The organism is Vibrio sp. 1167, assembly GCF_033340375.1.
GTDB classification, from domain to species: Bacteria; Pseudomonadota; Gammaproteobacteria; order Enterobacterales; family Vibrionaceae; genus Vibrio; species Vibrio alginolyticus.
Genome location: NZ_JAWOWK010000011.1, coordinates 36,377 through 57,268, shown reverse-complemented (window position 1 = coordinate 57,268; position 20,892 = coordinate 36,377). Strand labels below are relative to the sequence as shown.

Below are 20,892 nucleotides of genomic sequence, written 5' to 3'. Positions count from 1 at the left end.
TGGTTTTTTCGTCTATGTGCTTCACTTATAACGCATCTTTTTGGTTATTTGGGTATATACTTAATAAAAATGTACCCATCGACCAGGGAGGAAGTGATGGCAGTACAACGCAAGCATTCTGATCTCCCTCCTCGTTACGAGGACAAAGATCTCACCAATGAGCAAAGACAGCGCTTTACCGAAGTTGCCAATGCCGCTCATAAGAGACGTGAATTTTATCGACGTGCTCTAGGAAAGAGCTTAATGGGCAAAATGAAGGGCCGTGCGTTTAAAGATCACCCCACTCGTCAGCAAGACAAGCCGAACAGAACGTTGCAAGTAGTGTGGTTAATCGTATTCCTCGTTGTGGGGCTTTGGGTGATGCATGTGTTCGCTTGGTCATTAGCAAGCTTCTGGTACCTCTGGTGCATCAGATGTTGACTGTTCTTCCGTATTGCAGTACTCATAAAAGGCGTACTGGTTTTTACCAGTATGTTTAGCTGCGTACATTGCTTTATCTGCACATCGAGTCAATTCAGACAAATCCTTTGCATCTTGCTTATAGATAGCAGCACCTACACTCATTGTTAACTCGTTAATCATATCGTAGCTTCGGTAACCTGTCGGAAACAGATTCACGATCCGTTTTAGGATGCTGTCGAGGTCATCTTTACTTTTTACATCGTAAAGCATGATTACAAACTCGTCGCCCGCAAATCGAGCGATGGAGTAGTCGTGTTTATCTGTTTTTCTGTCTTTGTTGCGAATGTTATTTTTTAATCGAGTTGCGAAGGCTTGAAGTACTTGGTCACCAATATCGTGCCCGTAGGTGTCGTTGATGTGCTTGAAGTTATCGATATCGAGAAAAACCAATGCGGTGATGCTGTCATCAGATGAGTGCTTGATTTCATCGAGCTTTGCGCGCGCCCAAGTTTCAAAGCTCCAGCGATTGGCAAGCCCAGTGAGCTGGTCAAAATATGCTAACTCCTCAATCCCCTCACGATACAGTGTTTGAATGTAATTGAGGACTTTCGTGTAGTAATACGAGAACGTGTGACACACAAACGCGGTCGCTATCAGGGTCAGCATCAATCTCCGCTCTATGATTTCTGTGGCTGTTGGCAGTCGATCTAAAAAAGCGACCCCAAAAAAGATCAGTAAAATGTAGGTGCCACTGAACAGCAGACCGACCTTAAACTCATTAATTAATACCAGAGTGGCGACAATAGGATATAGCCATAACATTTTGCCTGACGGAGCGTCGTTATACAGAAGTAACAATAACCCTTCGAACATTAAGACAGCACTTAGCCATAAGTCGGCGTATTGATGGTGCCGCTGGACTTTTATTACATAACTGATTGCTAAGCATGCCAGGGCACATAAAGCATGGAAAAAGCTTAAACCCCAGTTATTCTCAAGTGATTGAGCAATGGAACCATAAGTTAAACAGGCAGCGGCGATACTGGAGCATAAAAAGACAATTTTCTTTTTTCTTGTTGAGCGGATGTCCGCCATTTCTTCTAAGCGCGCCCCAGCCAATGTCGACATTACGTATCCTTGCTTAATTAACGTGTACGCTTATTCTAGGCGGTATTTTCGCGATAAATAGAACAACAAAGTTTCCAAATGTGATATCAGTCATTTTTAGTGCAAAGCCATCAGTGTGATTTGGTGCGAGTGTTCAAAGAGGAATGGTGGCGCATGCAGGTTTTCATGACGGTTCTTCATGGCTCTATATGGTTGGACTGATAACTCAAAGTAATATATCTAGTTAGACGCATTTATATTGATTATCCTGATTCTGTTCGGTGCTCGTTGATTGAGAGTATTGTTCACCAATCTCTGCTCTACGTATCGTCAAGGCATATGTCGTTTCGAAAATGCATTAGAAATATTTTTCCGAAACAGGGCGAAATATTGTTGTCGTTATGACCAATATGCGACTAGAATCCGCGCTAAATCACAACCTCATATCGAGCTTCGTTCGAGTCACTATTTTTAAACTGCTTCACAAATATTGTGAGGCAGTTTTTAGTTGTAGGAAAGGTTACAAGCATGCCTAAAAGCCAAAACATCAACCAACGAATGTCCATCGTGGCATTAGCTTGGCCAATTCTTGTCGAAATTTTGCTACGGACGGCTTTAGGAACCAGTGACGTGTTCATGCTGAGTGGCTACTCAGACAAAGCCGTATCCGCTGTTGGTGTGATCACGCAGATTACCTTCTTTTTAATCATCGTTTCGACCTTTGTCAGTAGCGGTACGGGGATTTTGATTGCCCAATACAATGGCGCTGGACGCGAGCAAGAGTCAGTGAGCGTTGGTGTTGCGAGTATTGCGTTGTCTGTGCTCGTCGGTGCGCTATTGAGTGTGATTGCCGTGCTTGGTGCGATATATCTACTCCCGTATTACGGCTTGGAAGCGCAAGTCGAGCAGTACGCTCATGAATATCTGCTGATAAGCGGTGCGATGACGTTTAACGTTACGATTGGCGTTGTTTTTACAACTATTCTGCGTAGTCATGGTTATTCACGTTCCCCAATGGTGGTGAATTTGATCTCGGGTGTGTTCAACATCATTGGTAACTATATTGCGCTTTACCAGCCATTCGGTTTACCTGTGTATGGTGTGCAAGGTGTAGCAATAGCAACCGTCGTCAGCCAAGTCATCGGTACGTTAATGTTATGGTTTATTCTCGCGCGCAGCAGCATTGAGCTACCAATGTCGACCATGAAACAAGTGCCCGTAGAGATTTACAAAAAGATCTTAAAAATCGGCGGCATGAACGCGGGTGAGGTGCTGTCTTACAACGTGGCGCAAATCTGCATTGTGTATTTTGTGGTGCAAATGGGGACGGCATCGTTAGCGGCTTTCACTTATGCGCAAAACATTGCCCGTTTCTCGTTTGCTTTCGCGCTGGCAATTGGTCAGGCAGCGCAAATTCAGACTGGCTACTACATCGGTAAAGGTTGGGTGAGCAGCATTTTAAAACGCGTACAAATCTACTTCTTAGTAGGATTTGTGGCATCAACGGCGGCAACCACACTGATTTACCTGTTTAGAGAAGAGATTCTGCGCGTATTTACCGATCAACCAGAGATCCTCGCATTGGCAGGTTCGTTAGTCATGGGCTCAATTTTGCTCGAGGCCGGACGTGTGTTTAACCTGATTTTTATCGCGGGGCTCAAAGGCGCGGGTGACATCAAGTTCCCAGTGCAAATGGGGATTTTGAGTATGTGGGGACTAGGCGTGCTTTTCTCTTACATCTTTGGCATCCACTTGGGTTATGGCGTTTTAGGGGCTTGGATGGCAATCGCTCTCGATGAATGGGTACGTGGTATCATCATGGCAAGACGTTGGCGCTCTCAGGTGTGGACCAAGTTTAAGGTGAGCTAACGGTTTTCGGTATCGCGCATCACGCTTATTCTGGTGTTAGAAAAAAAAGGCACTGATAGTCAGTGCCTTTTTGTTATTTAAAATCGGGAAGACGTTAGAATTCGCACTCAGCTTGGAACACCATACGCTCTTTGCTGTATGGATGATCCAGCTCTAGCATCTCAGCATGCAGGTGTAAGCGATTCGATTTTTCGCCGTATAAACCATCACCAACCATCGGCATGTTTAACCCCATGTGATGAGCACTGTGTACACGTAGTTGGTGAGTTCGCCCGGTTTTCGGATACATATATACCTTGCTGCGTCCATCTTTGACTTCAATCAGTTGCCAGTAGGTTTCTGCATGTTTCCCGTGTTCAAAACACACCAGTTGACGTGGGCGGTCGTCTGGGTCACCACGCATTGGCAGTGAAATTTCCCCTTCAGGCTCGTTTAATACGCCTTCGAGCAGTGCCATATAACGTTTTTGTACGCCGCGAGCCATAAACTGTTTTTGCAGACTTTTGTTCGCGCGCTTAGTTAAGGCAAACACCAAAATGCCAGAGGTCGCCATGTCGAGACGATGAATCACAAACGGCCCTTCCACATCAGGGTACATCGCTTGTAGGCGCGTATAAGCAGAGTCCTTGATAGTTTTACCAGGCACTGAAAGCAAGCCCGAGGGCTTGTTGACGACGACCATAGCGTCGTCTTGGTAGATTATCTCTAGCTCTTTGTCTTCTGCCCAATTCTCCGCCAATGGGTTAGGTTCGACGTTCAGCCCTTGCATCATATGGCCTAAAATCGGCTGACATTTGCTATTACACGATGGGTAGAATTTTTTGTGTTGGCGAACTTCAGACTTTGGCGAAACACCCCACCAAAATTCTGTCAACGCCAGCGGTTTGAATCCGTGTTTAAACGCGTATTGGAGCAGTTTTGGCGCAGCACATTCCCCCGCACCTGCTGGTGGGATTGGTTTTGTGGTGTCAGCAAAAATGTCCACCAAGTCGCGTGCTTCGCCATGGTTGTTTAGGAAGCGGTATTGTTTATGCAATTTGTGCTGCAAAGCGTTGGAGAGCGTTTTGCGCTGCTCTTTCAGGTGAGCAAGTTGCTGCTCTAACTCAGCCAATCGCGCTTCTTTGATTGCAAGCTTTTCATCCCACGCTTGCTTTAAGTATTTGAGAACGTTTTTCTCGGCGACACTTTGTTTACCCAATTCATCCAATAAGATTTTGAGGTCATCGGCATTGAGTGTTTGCTCGCCCTGTTGACGCTGTCGTTTGCGAGCGGCGCGGCCGTCAATCATCACTTGGCGTTGTGTTTGCTCTTCTTGTTGATAAGCGGCTCGGTCGGCTTGTATTTGCGCTTTAAGATCCGCCAATTCCGGATTCGCGGCACAGGTTTTGTACTCCGCATTGGCGGCGTTGATGGCATCCGTTTCTGCGCGGAAGAAGCCTTCATCGGTCAGCATGTCGTACACAGGAGGGACAAATCCTGGAATCAAGTTTTGGTCAGCAATTTTGCCAGAAAACGCACTTAAAAAGCCGAGCTCGCCTTGAGGGCTTTTTACCACCAATACGCCAAACATTTTGCCTCGCCCCGTTTCTTCATTAACCAAACCAAAATCGTGTTCGAAGTCGGTTTGCGCTAATAAGTGCTGTTGCAATTGCTTTGCGGCCATAACGCAAAGAGGATGCGGCGTGTAGTAGAACGGAAACGTAAACTGCGTTGGTAATTCATAATCAGAAGTATCAGCAGTAAAACGAGTAAAACAATGTTCAGGCGAGTGCATGGTGGGTATCCGCGCGAGTAAAAATTCGAGCGAGGATTGTACCTGTTTGAGTCAGGATTGCCATGTCGGTGTTGGCACTCGCTCTTGGATTAAGGACAAGAGCGAGTGGGGAAGAGCTTATTGCAGTTTTCGTAATGCAAGCTTCCACTGTGCTGGTTTGTCGTAGTAGGCCGAGTGCGGCAAGGTCAGGTACTCGCCATTTACTTCTGCATTCAGGGTTGGATAACCACCAACGTGCAACTGGCGCATCAATTGTCGGCTAGAGCGAATTCTCTCACCTAGTTCGGCTTCGCTTAACGTCATATTTTGCTCCCACGCATCACTTGCTAAACCTAGCGATTCTGCAATGGCTTTGAGCGTCGATGCTTCATTCACTTTTAACCCGAGCTGATAATGCGCAGATTGGATGGCCTTTAGCATGTGCCATGGATTCAGCCCCATTTTTTCCGCACTCAAGATCGCTTGTGTTGGTAGATAAGAATCAAGAACAAACGCATCTTCGCTTTTCACGCGTTGCAGATATGCTTCACCAAACGTCGCTCCGGTTTCGGTTGCAATACGAGCGTCACTGTTGATGATGTGCTGACGAAATTCAGGTTCAATCGCGCGTTTCTCAATCATACCGCCGGGATGAAGCTCTACCTTAAATTGAGAGGTGTCCATCAAGGCTTCGATGAGTGGTGATGCCCCGTAGCACCAACCACACATGGGATCGAAGAAGTAATGCACGGTTACCATGACATTTCACCAGTATGCACTTTCGCACCGATTTCTAGCGCGATTGGCAATTGAGCTTCTGGGTATTTCGCAGACATGGTGTCAATGAGTTGAACGCTGTTATTGCTGTGTTTTTTCGCTTGCTGAAAATCCTGCAAGTATTGTTGCGAGTAGCGAATGGTGTCTGCGTTCAGCTTTGTGCCTGCTTTCATGTGACCAGGAATGACCACTTGAGGTTTAAGCGCAAGCATCTCGCTAAGTTGCTGCTCCCAAGCATTGATGGCGGTCTGGTCAGCGGCATCTGCCATCCACAAATGTACGTTTGAGTACACGGCTACGTTACCTAGAATCGCTTTGTTATCTGGAATCCATAGGTAAGGGCGGTGTGCTGATGTGCCATGGTTACCACGAATTTCAATCTTATGACCTTCTAGCTCCAATGATGCTTTATCGTACGCGACAGGGATCACTGGTTTTACCGGTGCGTTTGCGCCAAGCTTTGGTCCCCAGTACGCCAGCTTTCCAGCCAATTTCTCTTTAATAATTTTTTGAACCGCAGGCGTTGTGATGATCTGCGCATCAGGGAACTGTTGGTGTAAGGCCTCTGCGCCAAAGTAGTAGTCTGGGTCCGCTTGGCTGATAAAAATGGTTTTAAGCGTTTTGCCTGAGTCCAGCACTTTAGCGGCAATGCGCATCGCGTCAGCTTTGGTGAAGCCAGTGTCGATAACCATGGCGTCAGTCTCACCGTATACCAAGGTTGAGTTTACGTGGAAGCTGTTACCGTCGGCGTTGTAAACCTCAAGAGTAAGGGGAGAGTGGTTTGCCGCTAGAACAGGGCTTGCCATTAAAATGGATGCAGCAATCAAAGTGAATTTTTTCATAATAAGTTCCTAAAGAATTTGGGGCCAAGCGATCATGGCTTGGAAACGGGAGCTATATTAGGAAATTGATACGCTCGGAAAAATACACAATAATGTGCATCACTATTTCTTATTTCGAGCAAATGTATGGACAGAGTAACGGCAGCAAAAGTATTTGTGGATGTGGTGTATTCTGGCAGTTTTACCGCGACCGCAGAACGGTTAGACATGTCTCGGCCAATGGTGACTCGTTATGTAGAGGCGATGGAGAACTGGTTGCAAACTCGTTTGTTGCACCGCACCACGCGTAAGGTGTCGCTCACCACCGCTGGGGAACGCAGCTTGCCTCAGATTGAGCGCTGGTTAAAACAGGCCGATACGTTGACGTCGAACATTGCCGCTGATGGTGAGCTGTCCGGAAAAATCCGTCTTGCGTCTAGTACTTCATTTGGATTCTCACAGTTGATCCCCGTAGTAAACAGTTTTATGCAAAAGCACCCCAAAGTGCATATCGACATAGATCTGCAAGATTCAGTGAGTGATCTAACCGAACAACGTATCGATCTGGCGATCCGAATTGCGTCAGATCCCGATCCTTCTTTGATTGGTAAGCCGATTGCGGTGTGTGAATCGGTGTTGGTGGCATCACCGCAATATTTGCAAACTCACCACGCGATCGCGCATCCACGAGATTTATCTTCACACGACTGTTTGGGATACAAAAACTTTGAGCGTCACGTGTGGCATTTGTCTCAGGGCGACCAGTTCGAATCGGTGGGAATTGAGTGTCGCCTAACCAGCAATGAGGCCACGGCGTTATTGCATGGCGCTTTACAAGGCATGGGTATTTCGATGTTGCCAACTTACTTGAGCAATATCTATCTTAAATCGGGTCAGCTTGAGTCGGTGTTGCCGGATTGGAAGCCAAATGATCTCAACATTTACGCGCTGTATTCATCGCGTAAACACTTGTCCCCTGCGGTGAGAGCCTTCATCGATCACAGTGAAGATTACTTTAAACAGCACCCTTGGTAATCGCGAAAGGCGTCGTCATCCCGACTTGAGATTCATACAAGATCCTGTACCTTACATGGATATATTTTCGCAGCATCATTTAGAGTTTTAGTTAATGTCACAAGTTCGCATCAAATTTATTGCTTCCGATATGGATGGCACATTGCTTGACCAATACGGTCGTTTGGATCCGGAGTTTTTCGATCTGTTTTTGCAACTGGAAGAGCAAGGTATTTTGTTCTCCGCTGCGTCTGGTCGTCAGTATTACAGTCTGCGAGACACGTTCGCGCCAATCAAAGACAGGCTGTTGTATGTGGCTGAAAACGGCACCTTAGTGATGTACCAAGACAATGAGCTCTACAGTTGTACCATTCCTAAAGCGGAAGTGTTGGAGATTGTGAAAGCGGCTCGTGAGATTGACGGGGCGAACATCGTATTGTGTGGCAAGCGCTCGGCGTACATCGAAACGCATGATCAGCAATCGCTGGAAGAATTTCAAAAGTACTACCACCGCTGTGAATATGTGCCGGATTTGCTTGAGGTCGAAGACGAGTTTATTAAGGTAGCAATTTGTCACTTTGACGGTTCGGAAGAGCTCCTGTTCCCGACCATGAACGCAAAGTTTGGCGCAACGCATAAAGTCGTGGTGAGTGCAAAAATCTGGCTGGATGTGATGAATGCCGAGGCCTCTAAAGGTGCGGCCATTCAGCATCTTCAAGAGACGATGAATTTTACTCCGGCAGAAACTATGACGTTTGGTGACTACCTCAATGACCTCGAAATGCTGCAAGTCAGTGAGCATTCGTACGCGGTTGCCAACGCGCACGAAGAGATTAAGAAAATTGCTCGTTATTCTGCGCCAAGCAACCAAGAGGCTGGGGTACTCAAAGTGATTAAAGAGAAAGTATTAGCGAAGTAACGCTCATTCTTTCGATGTTATTTTCTTCTTCACGTAAAAAGCCCCGCAGTGTATGCGGGGCTTTGTTTTTTTGGGGGGAGTAAGGTTCCCGTTTTAGCGTACGTACTTGGCGGTTGCACTGACTAAAAAGTGTTGCAATTTCCCGTCTGATTTTGGCACCCACAAGTCGTTATGATAATGGTAAATACGGCCATTGACGGTCACAGACAAGGTATTATCACCCGTTTTCTCCATGCGAATAAACTGATCCGAAGTGACCAAAAACGGCTCTTGCTCTTCAATGCTCTGGCCCGTTGCCAATACGAAGTAGCCGAATCGGTTGCCAGCATCCGGATCGGTTGAGTAGATTCGATGCCCAACTAGGCTGTAGTCGTCGTTGAGTGCCTGCTCAAGCGTTTTTTGCCCGATGGTTTCGTGCGATGGAATAAATACCCAAGCCAACACACCTGCCGCAATGACTGCCAGTAGAAGCAGTACTTGCATGAACTTTCTCATCATATATACCGTTTAACGTTGAAATTTCATTTTGTACATGCGCTTATCCGCTATGCTGATAAGAAAGTCAACATTGTCACTGTCTTTAGGGTATTGCGCTAAGCCCATGCTTGTTGAAAGTGTTGAGACTTTATCGGAGTTTAATATTTGTGCATCAAAGACGGTATTTATCTGCTCACGTACGTTCTCTTCATTGAGATGTTCACCTTCAAGTATAACCGCGAACTCATCTCCTCCCATGCGATAAACAGTAAAATCATTGAGTGTCATAGAATTAAGCCGCCTAGCGATTTCCCGCAGTACAGTGTCGCCAACTTGGTGTCCGTGTGTGTCGTTGACTTCTTTAAAACCATTTAAATCTAGAATCCAGAGAGAAAAGGGCCTTTTTTCTTGAGTAAATTTGTTTAGGGTAATGAATAGTGCATTGCGGTTCCCTAGGCTCGTCAAAGGGTCGCTGAGCGCCAATTTTCTATGAAAATGGGATTCACGATAAAAGAAATAAGTTAAAGAGATAATCGACAAAACGAACGTCGCAAACAACATATATTGTGCTTGCATTAAGCGCTGGGTTTGACCTTTTTGTGCTTCATAAGCTTTACTGCTTAGACGGAAGTTTTGATTAACGAAGTCTATTAAGCCTAAATATAGTGTTTGAGTTGAACGATAAAATGCAGCAGCAGCTTGGCTATCACCTGTTCTAGCTTCTACCAGTTGTTTTTCTAGCTCTTTGAACTCTTCAAAAAGGTTAATGAAGTAAAGGTGCATGTTGTTCCGAGAAAAGAACTTATTGGCTTTCGTGCTACTGGTCAATAAGTCAAAGCGACTCCACGCTAACTCGTATTGAAGCTCTGCACCATCAATATTCAATACGTTTTCATCTAACCGTCTGGCCTCGCCGACAAGTTCTGATAGTTCTTTGGAGAGTTGGAATAAAAACCAAGTCGCTTGTTTTTGTTCGTTATTAAAATTTTGTGAGAGTGAACGTGTTTGCTGTAAAAGCACGACATTCGCGAGAAGCAAAGAAACGGCAAACACCACCAGCAGCATTTTGCTGGTGGTAGAATATTGCAATATTCTTTGTTTCTTAGAATAGGGTTCTGATAACTTCATTCTTATTATTTTTCTTTTATTTCATTTACTTGCCATACCATTTGCGCATGATATTTATTGTAGTTTAGCTCTGGATAGAGATTGAGTGGATATATCACCCAGAAAGGGCCTTTATTCCTGACTTTTATGTAATTCTGATCTTGTTGATAAGCCAGTATTGGTTGATATCGAAGAATATCTTGTCGGGACAATGTCGAGTGATAGTCGTTTAAGCTGCTGATATCAACCTGCTCTGGTACCTTTCCATAGACGTGTGTAAGAAGCGTGCTGAGTTTAACGCCTAAAAACTCTGACGAGGCAGGAAGCCAAGGCAATGTCATCGTGTAGCTAGTGGTAGGTAAAGCTTGGATCTCTTCCAGTTCCAGTATGACACTAGGCTGCTGGCTACTACTAAATACGATCGTATTTGCAGACAAGAATGGCGCAACAAAAAACAGACCTAGCGCGACTATCTTTTTCATCATATGCCCTTTTGAGTTTTATTCTTTTTTCTTAGCTAGGACAAAGGTGCTAGCGGTAATTTATTTATAATTATAGAGCCAACCGGATGAGATTTTATAATACGTTATGTTTCAAAAATAACTGTCGGTTTACGTCACGTCAAGGTTATTAAGTTGCTTCTTAATTAAAAGCTCAGAGTATTGGGATGATGGTAGAGTTTCGTAATGATTTCGCGGTATTTAATTGGTTTTTAGTGCAACTTTGTTTCATTTTTAATAAAGATACTGTGTCGGAAATGAGAATTTAATAAGGCGAGAAATGGACGTCGAATTTGTTCTTAAGTTACATTATTTTACATATTTAAATCATCGATATTCAGATATGTATTTGTTAGTACGTAAAGAAAATAAAGTCACCTAGTTTTGGTGACTTTATTTTTTATTTCATGAGCTTACTTAAATTAACTATGCAAACAAATATTTTGCATGGAAGTTGAGGTGCTCTTCAATAAAGCTTGAGATGAAGTAATAGCTATGGTCATAGCCTGGTTGCATTCTCAAGGTTAGGTTTGAATCGTGTATTTTTGCCGCAGCAATCAGCGCTTCCGGTCTAAGCTGCTCATTTAAGAAGCCATCAGCATCACCTTGATCAACCAAAATTGGTAATGGTGATTGTTGTTGTTTTAGAAGTTCACTTGCATCGTATTGCTTCCAGCTTTCAAGCTCCTTGCCTAAGTAAGCAGTAAAGGCTTTTTGTCCCCAAGGGCATTGCATTGGGTTACTGATTGGACTGAACGCTGAAATAGAACGGTACTGTTCTGAATTTTTCAGACCAATGGTGAGCGCTCCGTGGCCGCCCATACTGTGACCGGAAATTGACTTCACGTCAGAGACTGGGAAGTTACTTTCGATGATCGCAGGCAACTCCTCAGTCACATAGTCGTACATACAGTAATGCAGTGACCAAGGTGCTTGCGTCGCATTAAGGTAAAAGCCAGCTCCTTTTCCTAGGTCATAGCTTTCGTCGTCAGCGATACCTTCGCCTCTCGGACTTGTGTCTGGTGCAATGATCGCAATGCCAAGCTCGGCCGCCATACGAAATGCGCCCGCTTTCTGCATAAAGTTCTCATCGGTACACGTTAAACCAGAGAGCCAGTATAGCGCGGGTACGGGATTTGATTTCGTTGCGTTAGGTGGCAAGAATATCGCGAAGCGCATGGTGCAGTTTAGGGCATTGGATTCGTGTGTATATTGCTTGTGCCAACCGCCAAACACTTTGGCTTGGCTTACATTTTCAATGGTCATGAATAAACTCTCTAATTAGCAGAAGGAATTCAGGCTCCCCAAAAGGAGAGCCTGAGGCAGCATTATTGATCCATATGGATAACTGTTCGGATGCTCTTACCTTCATGCATCAGATCAAACGCTTTGTTGACGTCTGCTAATCCCATTGTGTGGGTAATGAACTCCTGTAAGCCGAATTCACCAGCCATGTAACGGTTTACGATTTCTGGAAGCTCAGAGCGACCTTTAACGCCACCGAAAGCGCTGCCACGCCATACACGACCAGTTACCAGTTGGAATGGACGAGTTGAGATCTCTTGACCTGCACCAGCAACACCAATGATGACTGACTCACCCCAACCTTTGTGACAGCACTCAAGTGCTTGGCGCATCACGTTTACGTTACCGATACATTCGAATGAGTAGTCAACACCACCGTCTGTCATTTCAACAATCACTTCTTGAATTGGCTTGTCGAATTTTTGTGGGTTGATTACGTCAGTTGCACCAAGTTGTTTCGCTAGGTCGAATTTGCTTTCGTTGATGTCTACACCGATGATGCGGCTGGCACCAGCCATGCGAGCACCGATGATTGCAGAAAGACCGATACCGCCGAGACCAAAGATTGCCACTGTGTCGCCTTTTTCAACTTTAGCTGTGTTTAATACCGCACCCATACCAGTGGTTACGCCACAACCTAGAAGACAAACTTCTTCAAGTGGTGCTTCTTTGTTTACTTTCGCTAGTGAGATTTCTGGAAGAACCGTGTACTCAGAGAAAGTAGAACAACCCATGTAGTGGAAGATAGTTTCGCCGTTGATAGAGAATCGGCTTGTGCCATCTGGCATTAGGCCTTTACCTTGCGTTTCACGAACGGCCTGACATAGGTTCGTTTTGCCAGATTTACAGAACTTACACTCACCACATTCAGCAGTGTAAAGTGGGATAACGTGGTCGCCAACTTCAACGCTTGTTACGCCTTCGCCAACCATTTCAACGATACCGCCACCTTCGTGACCAAGGATTGAAGGGAAGATACCTTCTGGATCGTCACCTGATAGTGTGAATGCGTCAGTGTGACAAACACCAGTTGCTACGATGCGTACTAGCACTTCGCCGGCTTTTGGAAGTTGTACATCAACTTCTTCCATTTTAAGCGGCTCACCTGCAGCCCAAGCGACCATTGCTTTTGATTTTATGTGAGTTTGACCAGGTTTGATTTCAAGCGACATTGGATGTTTCCTTTATATTTTCAGTATATGGAGTGACGTAATAAGCGTAGTTAAGGTTTGCTTACCGCGCTTCGTCGTTTTGTTGGTGCTCATTTTAGGTGTTTCAGTAAAAATGATAATCCGTCCATTTTGAAAATAATTTTTACATATGCGTAATAATGATAAGGTGAGCGTGTAAAAAGAGTGCTATGCCTCCTTAAAGCGGAAGGGAAATGGAAAAGGTGATTGACCTGAAGTTAGATAGAGGGGCTAAAGTAGAAAACAGTCAAACCATCAGCTAAGTAAGAGTCATTATGAATAAGACGGATCTGAGTGCCTATTTAACCAAGCTAGGCTTGCCTAGTGAATTGCCCGCCGATTTGGAGTCATTGCACAGAATTCACGTGGCGCAGCATCGTTGCCTGCCGTTTGAGAATTTTGACATCGCATTGCAGCGAGGCGTCTCTGTTGAGATTGAAGATATTATTCAAAAAACCGTGTACCACTCTCGCGGTGGTTACTGCTTTGAATTAAATGGTTTAATGCTTGATGTGCTCAACACTCTTGGGTTTGAAGCGCGAAGTTTGCTAGGGCGTGTACATGTGTCTGGTACACCAACAGGTCGTAGTCATCAAATCACGTTAGTGACGTTAGAGGAACAAACATGGATTGTCGATGTGGGTTTTGGCTCCAATACCCCTCGATCGCCATTGCCATTTATCCTTGACCAAGTGATTCAGACGGATTTACAAACCTTCCGTTTTGTCAAAGATGCTCAGTTTGGTTATTTCCTCCAAGTGCTTTCAATCGATGGAACGGACGTGTGGAGCAATCTATACAGCTTTGACCTAGAGTTCGTGTGTGCTGGTGACATTGCATGTAGCAACTTCTTTACCTCGACTTCGCCTAATTCGCGTTTTACTAGCGCAAGGGTCGCTGCTAGAGCGACAGAAAGTGGGTTGGTGACGCTGCTTAACTACACACTCAGATGCACCAATCATGAAGAGCTAACAGAAATAGAGCTAGAGCCAGGTCAAACCTACCTGGATGCGTTGAAAGAATATTTTGGCATTGAGCTTGATGCGCAATACGACGAACTTCGTCCGTTACCTGACGCGTAAAGTTTTCCAGTTTTCAAAGCGTAGCGCGACGAGAACAATGTAATCACTATTTGTCTAGAAGAGGTCGACAGGAATACAGCATGGCGAATTGGGAAGGAGTCAGCGAGTTTGTTGCCGTAGCGGAAACTAACAGCTTTACAGCTGCCGCGGCTAAACTGAAAACGTCAGTGGCACAAATCAGTCGCCGTGTATCGGCACTTGAAGAGCGTCTTGCGGTTAAGTTACTGCATCGCACGACGCGAAAAGTTTCTCTGTCTGAAGCTGGACAGCTTTATTATCAGCAGTGCAAACACTTGGTCGAAGGGCTAGAACTGGCTGAGCTTGCTGTAACGCAAATGCAAACCGAACCGCGAGGTTTGCTGCGTGTGACAGCGCCTGTGACCTATGGGGAAATGAACCTCGCACCGCTCTTGCATCAGTTTTTGGAGAAGTACCCGCGTGTGGACCTCGATTTAGTTCTGACCAATCAAAAACTGGATTTGATAGAGCAAGGGGTAGACGTGGCGATTCGTCTTGGCCGCCTGCAAGATTCCAGCATGATCGCAAAGCGTCTTTCGTCGCGTCAAAATTACGTGTGTGCTAGCCCTATGTATTTGGAGCGATTTGGCGAGCCTCACACATTATCCGAACTGGCTCGACATCAGTGCTTGGTTGGTTCGGTCGATTATTGGCATTTTAAGGAAAATAAACGTGATAAGTCTTTGCGTGTGTCGGGGAGGATTAAATGCAATAGTGGTTTTGCGCTAATGGGCGCCGCCAAACGTGGTTTGGGTTTAGTGCAGTTGCCGGACTATTACGTTCAAGAAGCCCTAGATAACGGTGAGCTAGTCGAGGTGCTGACCGATTACCGAGACGACCGTGAAGGCATTTGGGCACTGTATCCACAAAGCCGAAATTTATCGCCCAAAGTGAGGTTGTTGATCGACTTTTTAGCGCAGGAACTAGCGGATTAGAGTTTTCAATAACTTTAATACAACTGAAATCGCTAAAACGCCCGGTGATGCCGGGCGTTTTTATTAGGATGAGAGCTGGAATCGAAAAGACATGAACCACTATTGGTTGGATTCCGCGTCTTCACGTTTAATCACTTTGTGCCCATCTTCAGACACGCCTTGCTTCCAATAGCTGCTGATGTAGATATTCTCGCGATCGACTTCTTTCTCATTGCGGAAATATTGGCGCAGCGCACGCATTGAATCGAACTCACACGCACACCATATCGAAGCGTTACCGTCTAACCACTCGAGTTCGCGAACGCTATCAGCCAAGGTTTGCTGTTCAGTTAGCCAAATCAACTCCATACCGGCTGGCGTGTTTAGGGGTTGAATGTCGGCTGGAGACATCACGCTGATCACAGCGTAGCCTTTGGCCTCTTCTGGCAGCGTACGAATTTTCGCAGAAAGTGCTGGAAGTGCTGTCATATCGGCAGCCATGAAGAACCAATCCGCCTCAGTATTTAAGTTGGAGATGCTACCTGGCCCAACAATGCTGATCGTGTCGCCTTTTTGCGCGGCCATTGCCCAACGCGCTGCAAATCCGCATTGCAGATCTTGCGTTACGTGTCGGACGAAATCCACTTCGATTGAACTGGTTTCTGGATGAAAGCGTCGGATAGTGTAGGTGCGCATGATTGGTCGGTCGTCTTCTGGCAGGATGCTCAGATCCGCGCCGCCCATATCGTTAAACAGTAATTTGATGTAACTGCCTTCGCAGTCACGAGGAAAGTGGCTCAGCGCCTCACCTTGCAAGGTAATGCGCTGCATGTTTGGAGTGATGGTTTCTGTGTCTGTGACAACAAGCGTTTTAGGTTGAGGCTTCTTTTTCATTGTTACTTTACTCGATAATTATTCTCTTTCTCATTTAAAGATTATCAAGTTCCCTAACAAGAGGGTAGCGTCTTTAAACAAATTTACACTGTGAATTAACGCCAAAGCCTCAAGCAAAATGCAGTATCTGTCCTTTCCCAATTACGTAAAGTGAGTCGTTTTTTAACCCAAAATAGACTTATATCATTGGAATCGTAGACAACAGCAACAGCGCAGCCATGCTGTAGTTGAACCCCTTAACGCGTTTATCGGTGGTCAACCAACGCTGCAATTGCATACCTGCCGCCGTCCAAAATGTTACCGATGGCAAGTTAGCTAAGCAGAAGATACCGGCGATAAAAGTCAGTTCGAGCCATGCACCGCCAATGCTGTATACCGTAATGGCCGTCAACGCCATCGACCAACCTTTTGGGTTCACCCATTGGAATGCGACAGCCCCTAAAAAAGACATCGGGCGAAAATCGTGTTTTGCTTCTGTTTTGTCGCTGGTGGCGATTTTGTACGTCAAGTACAGCAAATAACTCAAGCTCAATACTTTCAAAATGGAGTGGGTGAGCGGGTAGGCATGGAACAGGCTCATCAAGCCAATGCCCACCAAAATTAACATGGCACCAAAGCCGAAGGTAATGCCCAACATGTGTGGGATAGTGCGTTTAAAGCCGACATTTGCCCCTGAGGTCATCAACATAATGTTATTGGGACCCGGCGTAAAAGTGGAGACAAAAGCGAACAACGCCAAAGCGCCCAGTTGATGATATTCCATAGATTGTTCCTTGAATCAGTTCTCGATAAGTTGAGAACAACTATAAGTAGAACTGAGGTCAATATTGTGCTTTTATTTGATGATTAGAAACTAAATAAGCAATGAAACATCATCATGGATAGATTTGACGAAAGAATATTGCAAGTGCTCAAACGAGACGGAAGAATCTCCAATGTGGAGCTGTCGGAACGCGTTGGTTTATCTCCATCTGCAACCTTACGCCGAGTGCAAGATTTAGAGCGTAAAGGCGTGATCAAAGGCTACCGAGCAGTACTGGATAATCAGCAACTTGGCGTGGGTTTTGTTGCTTATGTGTCGATTGGTTTGGCCTCGCACTCTAAGCAGGCACAGCTGGGTTTCGAAGAGCATGTGCGTTTTGTAAACGAGGTGGTGGAATGTCACAACATTACGGGATCTAACGAATATCTCATACGCGTAGAGACGCAAGATCTCGCCGCTTATAAAGCGTTCCATGCTGATGTGTTGGGTGAGTGCGAACACGTCAAGTCGATCACAACGATGGTGGTGATGGACACACCAAAAGACGAGCGATAGCCAAACGAGAGTGACAGTTTTTGTGGCACATGAATTTGAAGTGACTCGAAAGAGTCAGTCGAGTATGAGAATGGTTCACAACAAATGCTGGAAAGCAGATGGCACTCTTACAATTTCCATATTTATTCTCACCTTCTAAATAATCCCATCCTGCTAGTTTTGCTTAAACCGCTTGTGTTTCAGAGCGGCGAGTCAGCAAAATTAAGGATGAACGATGAAATCACATGTAACACTTCCTCTTTTGAGCTTAAGCGCTGTTGCCGCATTGAGCTCATTTAACGTCAACGCCCACGGCTGGGTAGAGTTTCCAAGTGCTCGTCAAAATACGTGTTATTTAGACGGTGGCTTTTGGACCAACGAGATCCCTAACCAAGCGTGTAAAGCGGCTTTTGAAGAATCTGGTGCGTACCCGTTTGTGCAACGCAGCGAAATTGCAGCAAACGTACCAAATTACCGAGATATGGAGCATGTGAAAGCCGTGGTTCGCGACGGTGAGCTATGTTCTGCTGGCGATACAGCTAAGAAAGGCTTGAACATTCCTTCTCCAAACTGGCAGCGCACCAATGTTACGCCAGATGCAAATAACCAGATTGAATTGGTGTTTTACGGCAAAGCGCCGCACAACCCATCATACTGGGAATTCTATCTCACCAAGCCAACTTATGATGATTCAAAACCTCTTACTTGGAGTGATTTAGAGCTGATCGACACCGCAGGTGATGTGTATGTTGATGCGGAAAAACGCTACCGTATTCAGGTGACTTTCCCTGCTGATCGTTCGGGCGATGCGGTACTTTACACTCGTTGGCAGCGTATTGATGTCGCTGGGGAAGGTTTCTACAACTGTAGTGACATTACGTTAAACGGAACAGGCACGACGCCACCGACTGACCCTGTTGATCCAACCGAACCGGGCAATAATCTGACATCTCTAGGCTACTTTGTTCAGCAAGGTTTCGGACCAGTAGAAGCGGGTGACACCATCCGTTTCCGTACGTTTAATGCGACAGGCAATGAAATTGTCGATATTTCACTGCCAATCAGCGCAAACAATACGACGACTTGGGCGGCAGAAATTGCGGATCAATTTAACGCGCAGCAAACGGGCGATTGGTACGTGGGCATTTGGCATCAAGAGATGAACCACTACATGTTCGATAGTAACAACGTGAATGCGAACCAAGTATTAGCGCCAAGCGCAGACTTCAGTTATGCGTTGTCACTGATCAAAGCGGATGTACCGCCACCAGTTGAACCAACCAACTTGTGGGACAAGACGGCTGTTTACGACCAAGGTGATGTGGTGACGCACAACGGTAAAGAATGGACCGCTCAGTGGTGGACGTCTGGTGAGGAACCAGGCACAACGGGTCAATGGGGGGTATGGCGTTAAGCCAGTTATTCGGGCCCTGATCAATAAAACCCTTCTCATGTGAGAAGGGTTTGTTTTTTTAGCCTAAAACGATCACTTTGGTCGAGTGGTTGTCTTGAAAATCAGAGCACATATCGTTATTCGCTTGCTCTCCACTCGCTCCAGTTGAGCATCGCGTAGTCTGCCAGTTTGAGCATCGGAATGTCTTCGTGTGTATCACCGTAGGCATAAACAGACGCAAACTCGTCGAGCGAAAACGCCGCCTTCACGCGCGAGACTTTTCTTTCTAAACTGCAATCACCTTGCTGGTAAAAGCCACTCAGTTTTGGCTGCTCTGAGATCAGTTCACTGCACAGCAAGTGGTAACCGTTCGCTTCACACCAAGGCTTGAGATACGCATTGAGTGATGCCGACACCACCACAATGGTATCGCCTCTGTGTTGATGCCAAGCCAGCCTTTCCATCGCTTCTGGCCGTAAGTACAGCGGGATCACTTCATGGGCAAACTGAGTGCCAATCGCTTCAATTTTCTGCGTTTCTTTCCCTGAAAATGCAATAAAACTGCTGAGAGGACGCATAACACGAGCGGGTAACACTCCGAGTTTGTACAGCGCATAAAATGGCATGATAGCGACCTTTCCTACTCGTTTGCGCAGGCCATAAGCAGAATAGTGGAGGAAAAGGCTAAACATATCCTCTCGGGTGATGGTGCCATCAAAATCAAACAGTGCCAGTGACGGCTTAGTAGTATCGAGCAAATTCAGCGCCTATTTTTTGGTTTAAGATCGTTTTGTGTTTATTGATAAAACACCGCCAACCAGATGGTTTCTTGCGTTGGGTCAGTCCAGCTCACTTTGTGTTTGGTATGAGCTGGAATCGTAACGTGATCGCCTGCCTCAAGTCGTTGCACGACACCTGATTCAAAAGTCAGCTCACCTGCTCCTTTAAGAACCAAGACCCATTCATGTTCTTCTTGATCGTACCAGCCACTTTCGGGCGAGGTTTGCCCCGTTGAGACAATGCGTTCTATACGCAGGTTTTTGTGGGTCAGCAGGTCTTCGAACACTTCCTCGTCGAGGTTATTCGGTAAGTCTTTAAACAGGTTCATGGCCTTTCCTTAGAGAATGATCAGTCCAAAAGGCGCAAGCAATTGCTCTTGTTGCCAATCACAAATTTTAACACCAAACAGAGAAACGCGGCGAACATCCAGCCCGTCTAGTTCGACATGAGTCAGATCACACTGCTCAACGTTAAAGGTTCCCCATTGTTCTGGCGAGAATTCGCAGCGAGATAAATCCGAGCCTTTGAGAGTTGCCCCTGCGAGGTTCGCACCGTTCCAACGGTTTTCAAAGAGGTCACATTTTTCTAGTAACACTCGTTCGAAGTTACAGTAGGTGAGGTTGCAGCCAGTAATAAAAGCAGAACAGAAAAACATGGTATTGCTGACGCGATTAGCAAAGTTCGCACCTTGGAAGTTTGCCCCTTTGAGATCGCACTTACGCAGCTCCAAGCCCATACAATTTGCGCCGTTAAACAGGCTCATCGCCAACATGCAGTTCGTAAAGCTAGCGTCTTTTAAGTTCGCGAAGCGAAAACTACACCCTTCTAGCGCTTTGGATTCGATAAAGCGACAGTCGATGAACTTAGCATCGCGCAGATCGGCATGGTCGAAACAGCACATATAAAAGTGGCAGTTTTTAAAGGTAGCATTCTGAAAATCGTGATGAGAAAAGTTTTCTCGTTCAAAAATGAGATAGGTTTTTAACATGTCTTCTCCTTAGCTGCGAGCAGACTAGCACTCCAAGTGACTGATTTTCCATAAAAATAACTTCTTGTATTTCAGTGCTTTACAAACCCCTCAAATCGCGATTTTAAGGGGGCAAACGAGCGTTTTAAGTGGGTTGTTTTTTGAAAATAGAAGACGTAGAGGACGAAAAAAGTTTTTGCTGGCTACGAGCCTTAACGAGAGGATTCGCATTTATGGGTATGCATGGCAACTCACACGCACAGTTTGCATTACAGAATTGTATCCTATTTGCATAATTTGTTGATC

22 protein-coding genes are annotated in these 20,892 nt (G+C 45.7%); 8 read left to right on the top strand and 14 right to left on the bottom strand.

Annotated features, from left to right (window positions below; all coding sequences use genetic code 11):
- The first annotated feature begins 96 nt into the window (after positions 1-96).
- On the top strand, positions 97-420 hold the full coding sequence (locus tag R7Z78_RS19395) for a hypothetical protein (protein ID WP_104976350.1): 324 nt from the start codon (positions 97-99) through the stop codon (positions 418-420).
- On the opposite strand, the gene R7Z78_RS19390 is transcribed toward R7Z78_RS19395, so the two are convergent.
- Complete coding sequence (locus R7Z78_RS19390) at positions 382-1,530, bottom strand: GGDEF domain-containing protein (RefSeq protein WP_104976349.1); 1,149 nt, start codon at positions 1,528-1,530, stop codon at positions 382-384. The two genes, R7Z78_RS19395 and R7Z78_RS19390, sit on opposite strands and share 39 nt — an antisense overlap.
- A gap of 507 nt (positions 1,531-2,037) precedes the next feature.
- Between R7Z78_RS19390 and R7Z78_RS19385 the strand changes: the two genes are divergently transcribed.
- Positions 2,038-3,378: an MATE family efflux transporter gene (locus R7Z78_RS19385; protein ID WP_104976348.1), complete on the top strand. Its 1,341-nt coding sequence runs from the start codon at positions 2,038-2,040 to the stop codon at positions 3,376-3,378.
- A gap of 94 nt (positions 3,379-3,472) precedes the next feature.
- On the opposite strand, the gene R7Z78_RS19380 is transcribed toward R7Z78_RS19385, so the two are convergent.
- From R7Z78_RS19380 to R7Z78_RS19370, 3 genes are all read right to left on the bottom strand, one after another.
- Complete coding sequence (locus tag R7Z78_RS19380) at positions 3,473-5,152, bottom strand: RluA family pseudouridine synthase (protein WP_104976347.1); 1,680 nt, start codon at positions 5,150-5,152, stop codon at positions 3,473-3,475.
- A 117-nt stretch (positions 5,153-5,269) separates the two neighbouring features.
- Entirely contained in the window at positions 5,270-5,890 is a 621-nt protein-coding gene (locus tag R7Z78_RS19375; protein WP_104976346.1) for a DsbA family protein, read from the bottom strand.
- On the bottom strand, positions 5,884-6,750 hold the full coding sequence (locus R7Z78_RS19370) for an MBL fold metallo-hydrolase (protein ID WP_017633829.1): 867 nt from the start codon (positions 6,748-6,750) through the stop codon (positions 5,884-5,886). The genes R7Z78_RS19375 and R7Z78_RS19370 overlap by 7 nt, the downstream gene beginning before the upstream one ends.
- 126 nt (positions 6,751-6,876) lie before the next feature.
- On the opposite strand from R7Z78_RS19370, the gene R7Z78_RS19365 reads away from it, so the two are divergent.
- Together R7Z78_RS19365 and R7Z78_RS19360 are read left to right on the top strand one after the other, a co-directional pair.
- A complete protein-coding gene (locus R7Z78_RS19365; protein WP_005383264.1) occupies positions 6,877-7,764 on the top strand; it encodes a LysR family transcriptional regulator in 888 nt (295 codons plus the stop codon).
- 94 nt (positions 7,765-7,858) lie between these two features.
- Positions 7,859-8,662 carry a Cof-type HAD-IIB family hydrolase gene (locus R7Z78_RS19360; protein WP_017633831.1) on the top strand — a complete coding sequence of 268 codons (804 nt, stop codon included), beginning with the start codon at positions 7,859-7,861 and terminating at the stop codon, positions 8,660-8,662.
- A 93-nt stretch (positions 8,663-8,755) separates the two neighbouring features.
- On the opposite strand, the gene R7Z78_RS19355 is transcribed toward R7Z78_RS19360, so the two are convergent.
- The 5 genes from R7Z78_RS19355 to R7Z78_RS19335 all read right to left on the bottom strand — a co-directional run bounded on the left by R7Z78_RS19355 (position 8,756) and on the right by R7Z78_RS19335 (position 13,223).
- Positions 8,756-9,145, bottom strand: a complete 390-nt coding sequence (locus R7Z78_RS19355) for a hypothetical protein (RefSeq protein ID WP_005374387.1) — start codon at positions 9,143-9,145, stop codon at positions 8,756-8,758.
- 24 nt (positions 9,146-9,169) lie between these two features.
- The gene (locus R7Z78_RS19350; RefSeq protein ID WP_085569480.1) at positions 9,170-10,267 is read right to left on the bottom strand and encodes a GGDEF domain-containing protein; all 1,098 of its coding nucleotides are present in this window, start codon (positions 10,265-10,267) and stop codon (positions 9,170-9,172) included.
- 5 nt (positions 10,268-10,272) lie between these two features.
- Positions 10,273-10,728, bottom strand: coding sequence for a hypothetical protein (locus R7Z78_RS19345; protein ID WP_005374384.1), 456 nt, complete (start codon positions 10,726-10,728; stop codon positions 10,273-10,275).
- Positions 10,729-11,172: 444 nt separating this feature from the next.
- Positions 11,173-12,012, bottom strand: a complete 840-nt coding sequence (gene fghA, locus R7Z78_RS19340) for an S-formylglutathione hydrolase (protein ID WP_005374382.1) — start codon at positions 12,010-12,012, stop codon at positions 11,173-11,175.
- Positions 12,013-12,074: 62 nt separating this feature from the next.
- Complete coding sequence (locus R7Z78_RS19335) at positions 12,075-13,223, bottom strand: S-(hydroxymethyl)glutathione dehydrogenase/class III alcohol dehydrogenase (RefSeq protein WP_017633834.1); 1,149 nt, start codon at positions 13,221-13,223, stop codon at positions 12,075-12,077.
- Positions 13,224-13,516: 293 nt separating this feature from the next.
- Here R7Z78_RS19335 and R7Z78_RS19330 point away from each other — a divergent pair, with 293 nt between their 5' ends.
- Positions 13,517-14,323 (top strand): arylamine N-acetyltransferase family protein, encoded by an 807-nt coding sequence (locus R7Z78_RS19330; RefSeq protein ID WP_104976345.1) that lies wholly within the window; start codon positions 13,517-13,519, stop codon positions 14,321-14,323.
- Positions 14,324-14,403: 80 nt separating this feature from the next.
- Entirely contained in the window at positions 14,404-15,276 is an 873-nt protein-coding gene (locus R7Z78_RS19325; protein WP_017633836.1) for a LysR family transcriptional regulator, read from the top strand.
- Between the two features lie 99 nt (positions 15,277-15,375).
- On the opposite strand, the gene R7Z78_RS19320 is transcribed toward R7Z78_RS19325, so the two are convergent.
- Both R7Z78_RS19320 and R7Z78_RS19315 read right to left on the bottom strand, forming a co-directional pair.
- A complete protein-coding gene (locus R7Z78_RS19320; protein ID WP_104976344.1) occupies positions 15,376-16,149 on the bottom strand; it encodes a siderophore-interacting protein in 774 nt (257 codons plus the stop codon).
- Positions 16,150-16,327: 178 nt separating this feature from the next.
- Positions 16,328-16,912: a LysE family translocator gene (locus tag R7Z78_RS19315; RefSeq protein WP_104976343.1), complete on the bottom strand. Its 585-nt coding sequence runs from the start codon at positions 16,910-16,912 to the stop codon at positions 16,328-16,330.
- A 114-nt stretch (positions 16,913-17,026) separates the two neighbouring features.
- Between R7Z78_RS19315 and R7Z78_RS19310 the strand changes: the two genes are divergently transcribed.
- Both R7Z78_RS19310 and R7Z78_RS19305 read left to right on the top strand, forming a co-directional pair.
- Positions 17,027-17,467 (top strand): Lrp/AsnC family transcriptional regulator, encoded by a 441-nt coding sequence (locus tag R7Z78_RS19310; RefSeq protein WP_005374369.1) that lies wholly within the window; start codon positions 17,027-17,029, stop codon positions 17,465-17,467.
- Between the two features lie 214 nt (positions 17,468-17,681).
- Positions 17,682-18,860: a lytic polysaccharide monooxygenase gene (locus R7Z78_RS19305; RefSeq protein ID WP_053308042.1), complete on the top strand. Its 1,179-nt coding sequence runs from the start codon at positions 17,682-17,684 to the stop codon at positions 18,858-18,860.
- Positions 18,861-18,976: 116 nt separating this feature from the next.
- Here R7Z78_RS19305 and R7Z78_RS19300 read toward each other — a convergent pair whose 3' ends face one another.
- Genes R7Z78_RS19300 through R7Z78_RS19290 form a run of 3 tightly spaced genes read right to left on the bottom strand, consistent with a single transcriptional unit; the run spans position 18,977 to position 20,607 of the window.
- A complete protein-coding gene (locus R7Z78_RS19300; protein ID WP_033907205.1) occupies positions 18,977-19,597 on the bottom strand; it encodes an HAD-IB family hydrolase in 621 nt (206 codons plus the stop codon).
- A gap of 38 nt (positions 19,598-19,635) precedes the next feature.
- Positions 19,636-19,947 carry a cupin domain-containing protein gene (locus R7Z78_RS19295; protein WP_005383281.1) on the bottom strand — a complete coding sequence of 104 codons (312 nt, stop codon included), beginning with the start codon at positions 19,945-19,947 and terminating at the stop codon, positions 19,636-19,638.
- A 9-nt stretch (positions 19,948-19,956) separates the two neighbouring features.
- Positions 19,957-20,607, bottom strand: coding sequence for a Qnr family pentapeptide repeat protein (locus R7Z78_RS19290; RefSeq protein WP_169644031.1), 651 nt, complete (start codon positions 20,605-20,607; stop codon positions 19,957-19,959).
- Positions 20,608-20,892: the final 285 nt, after the last annotated feature.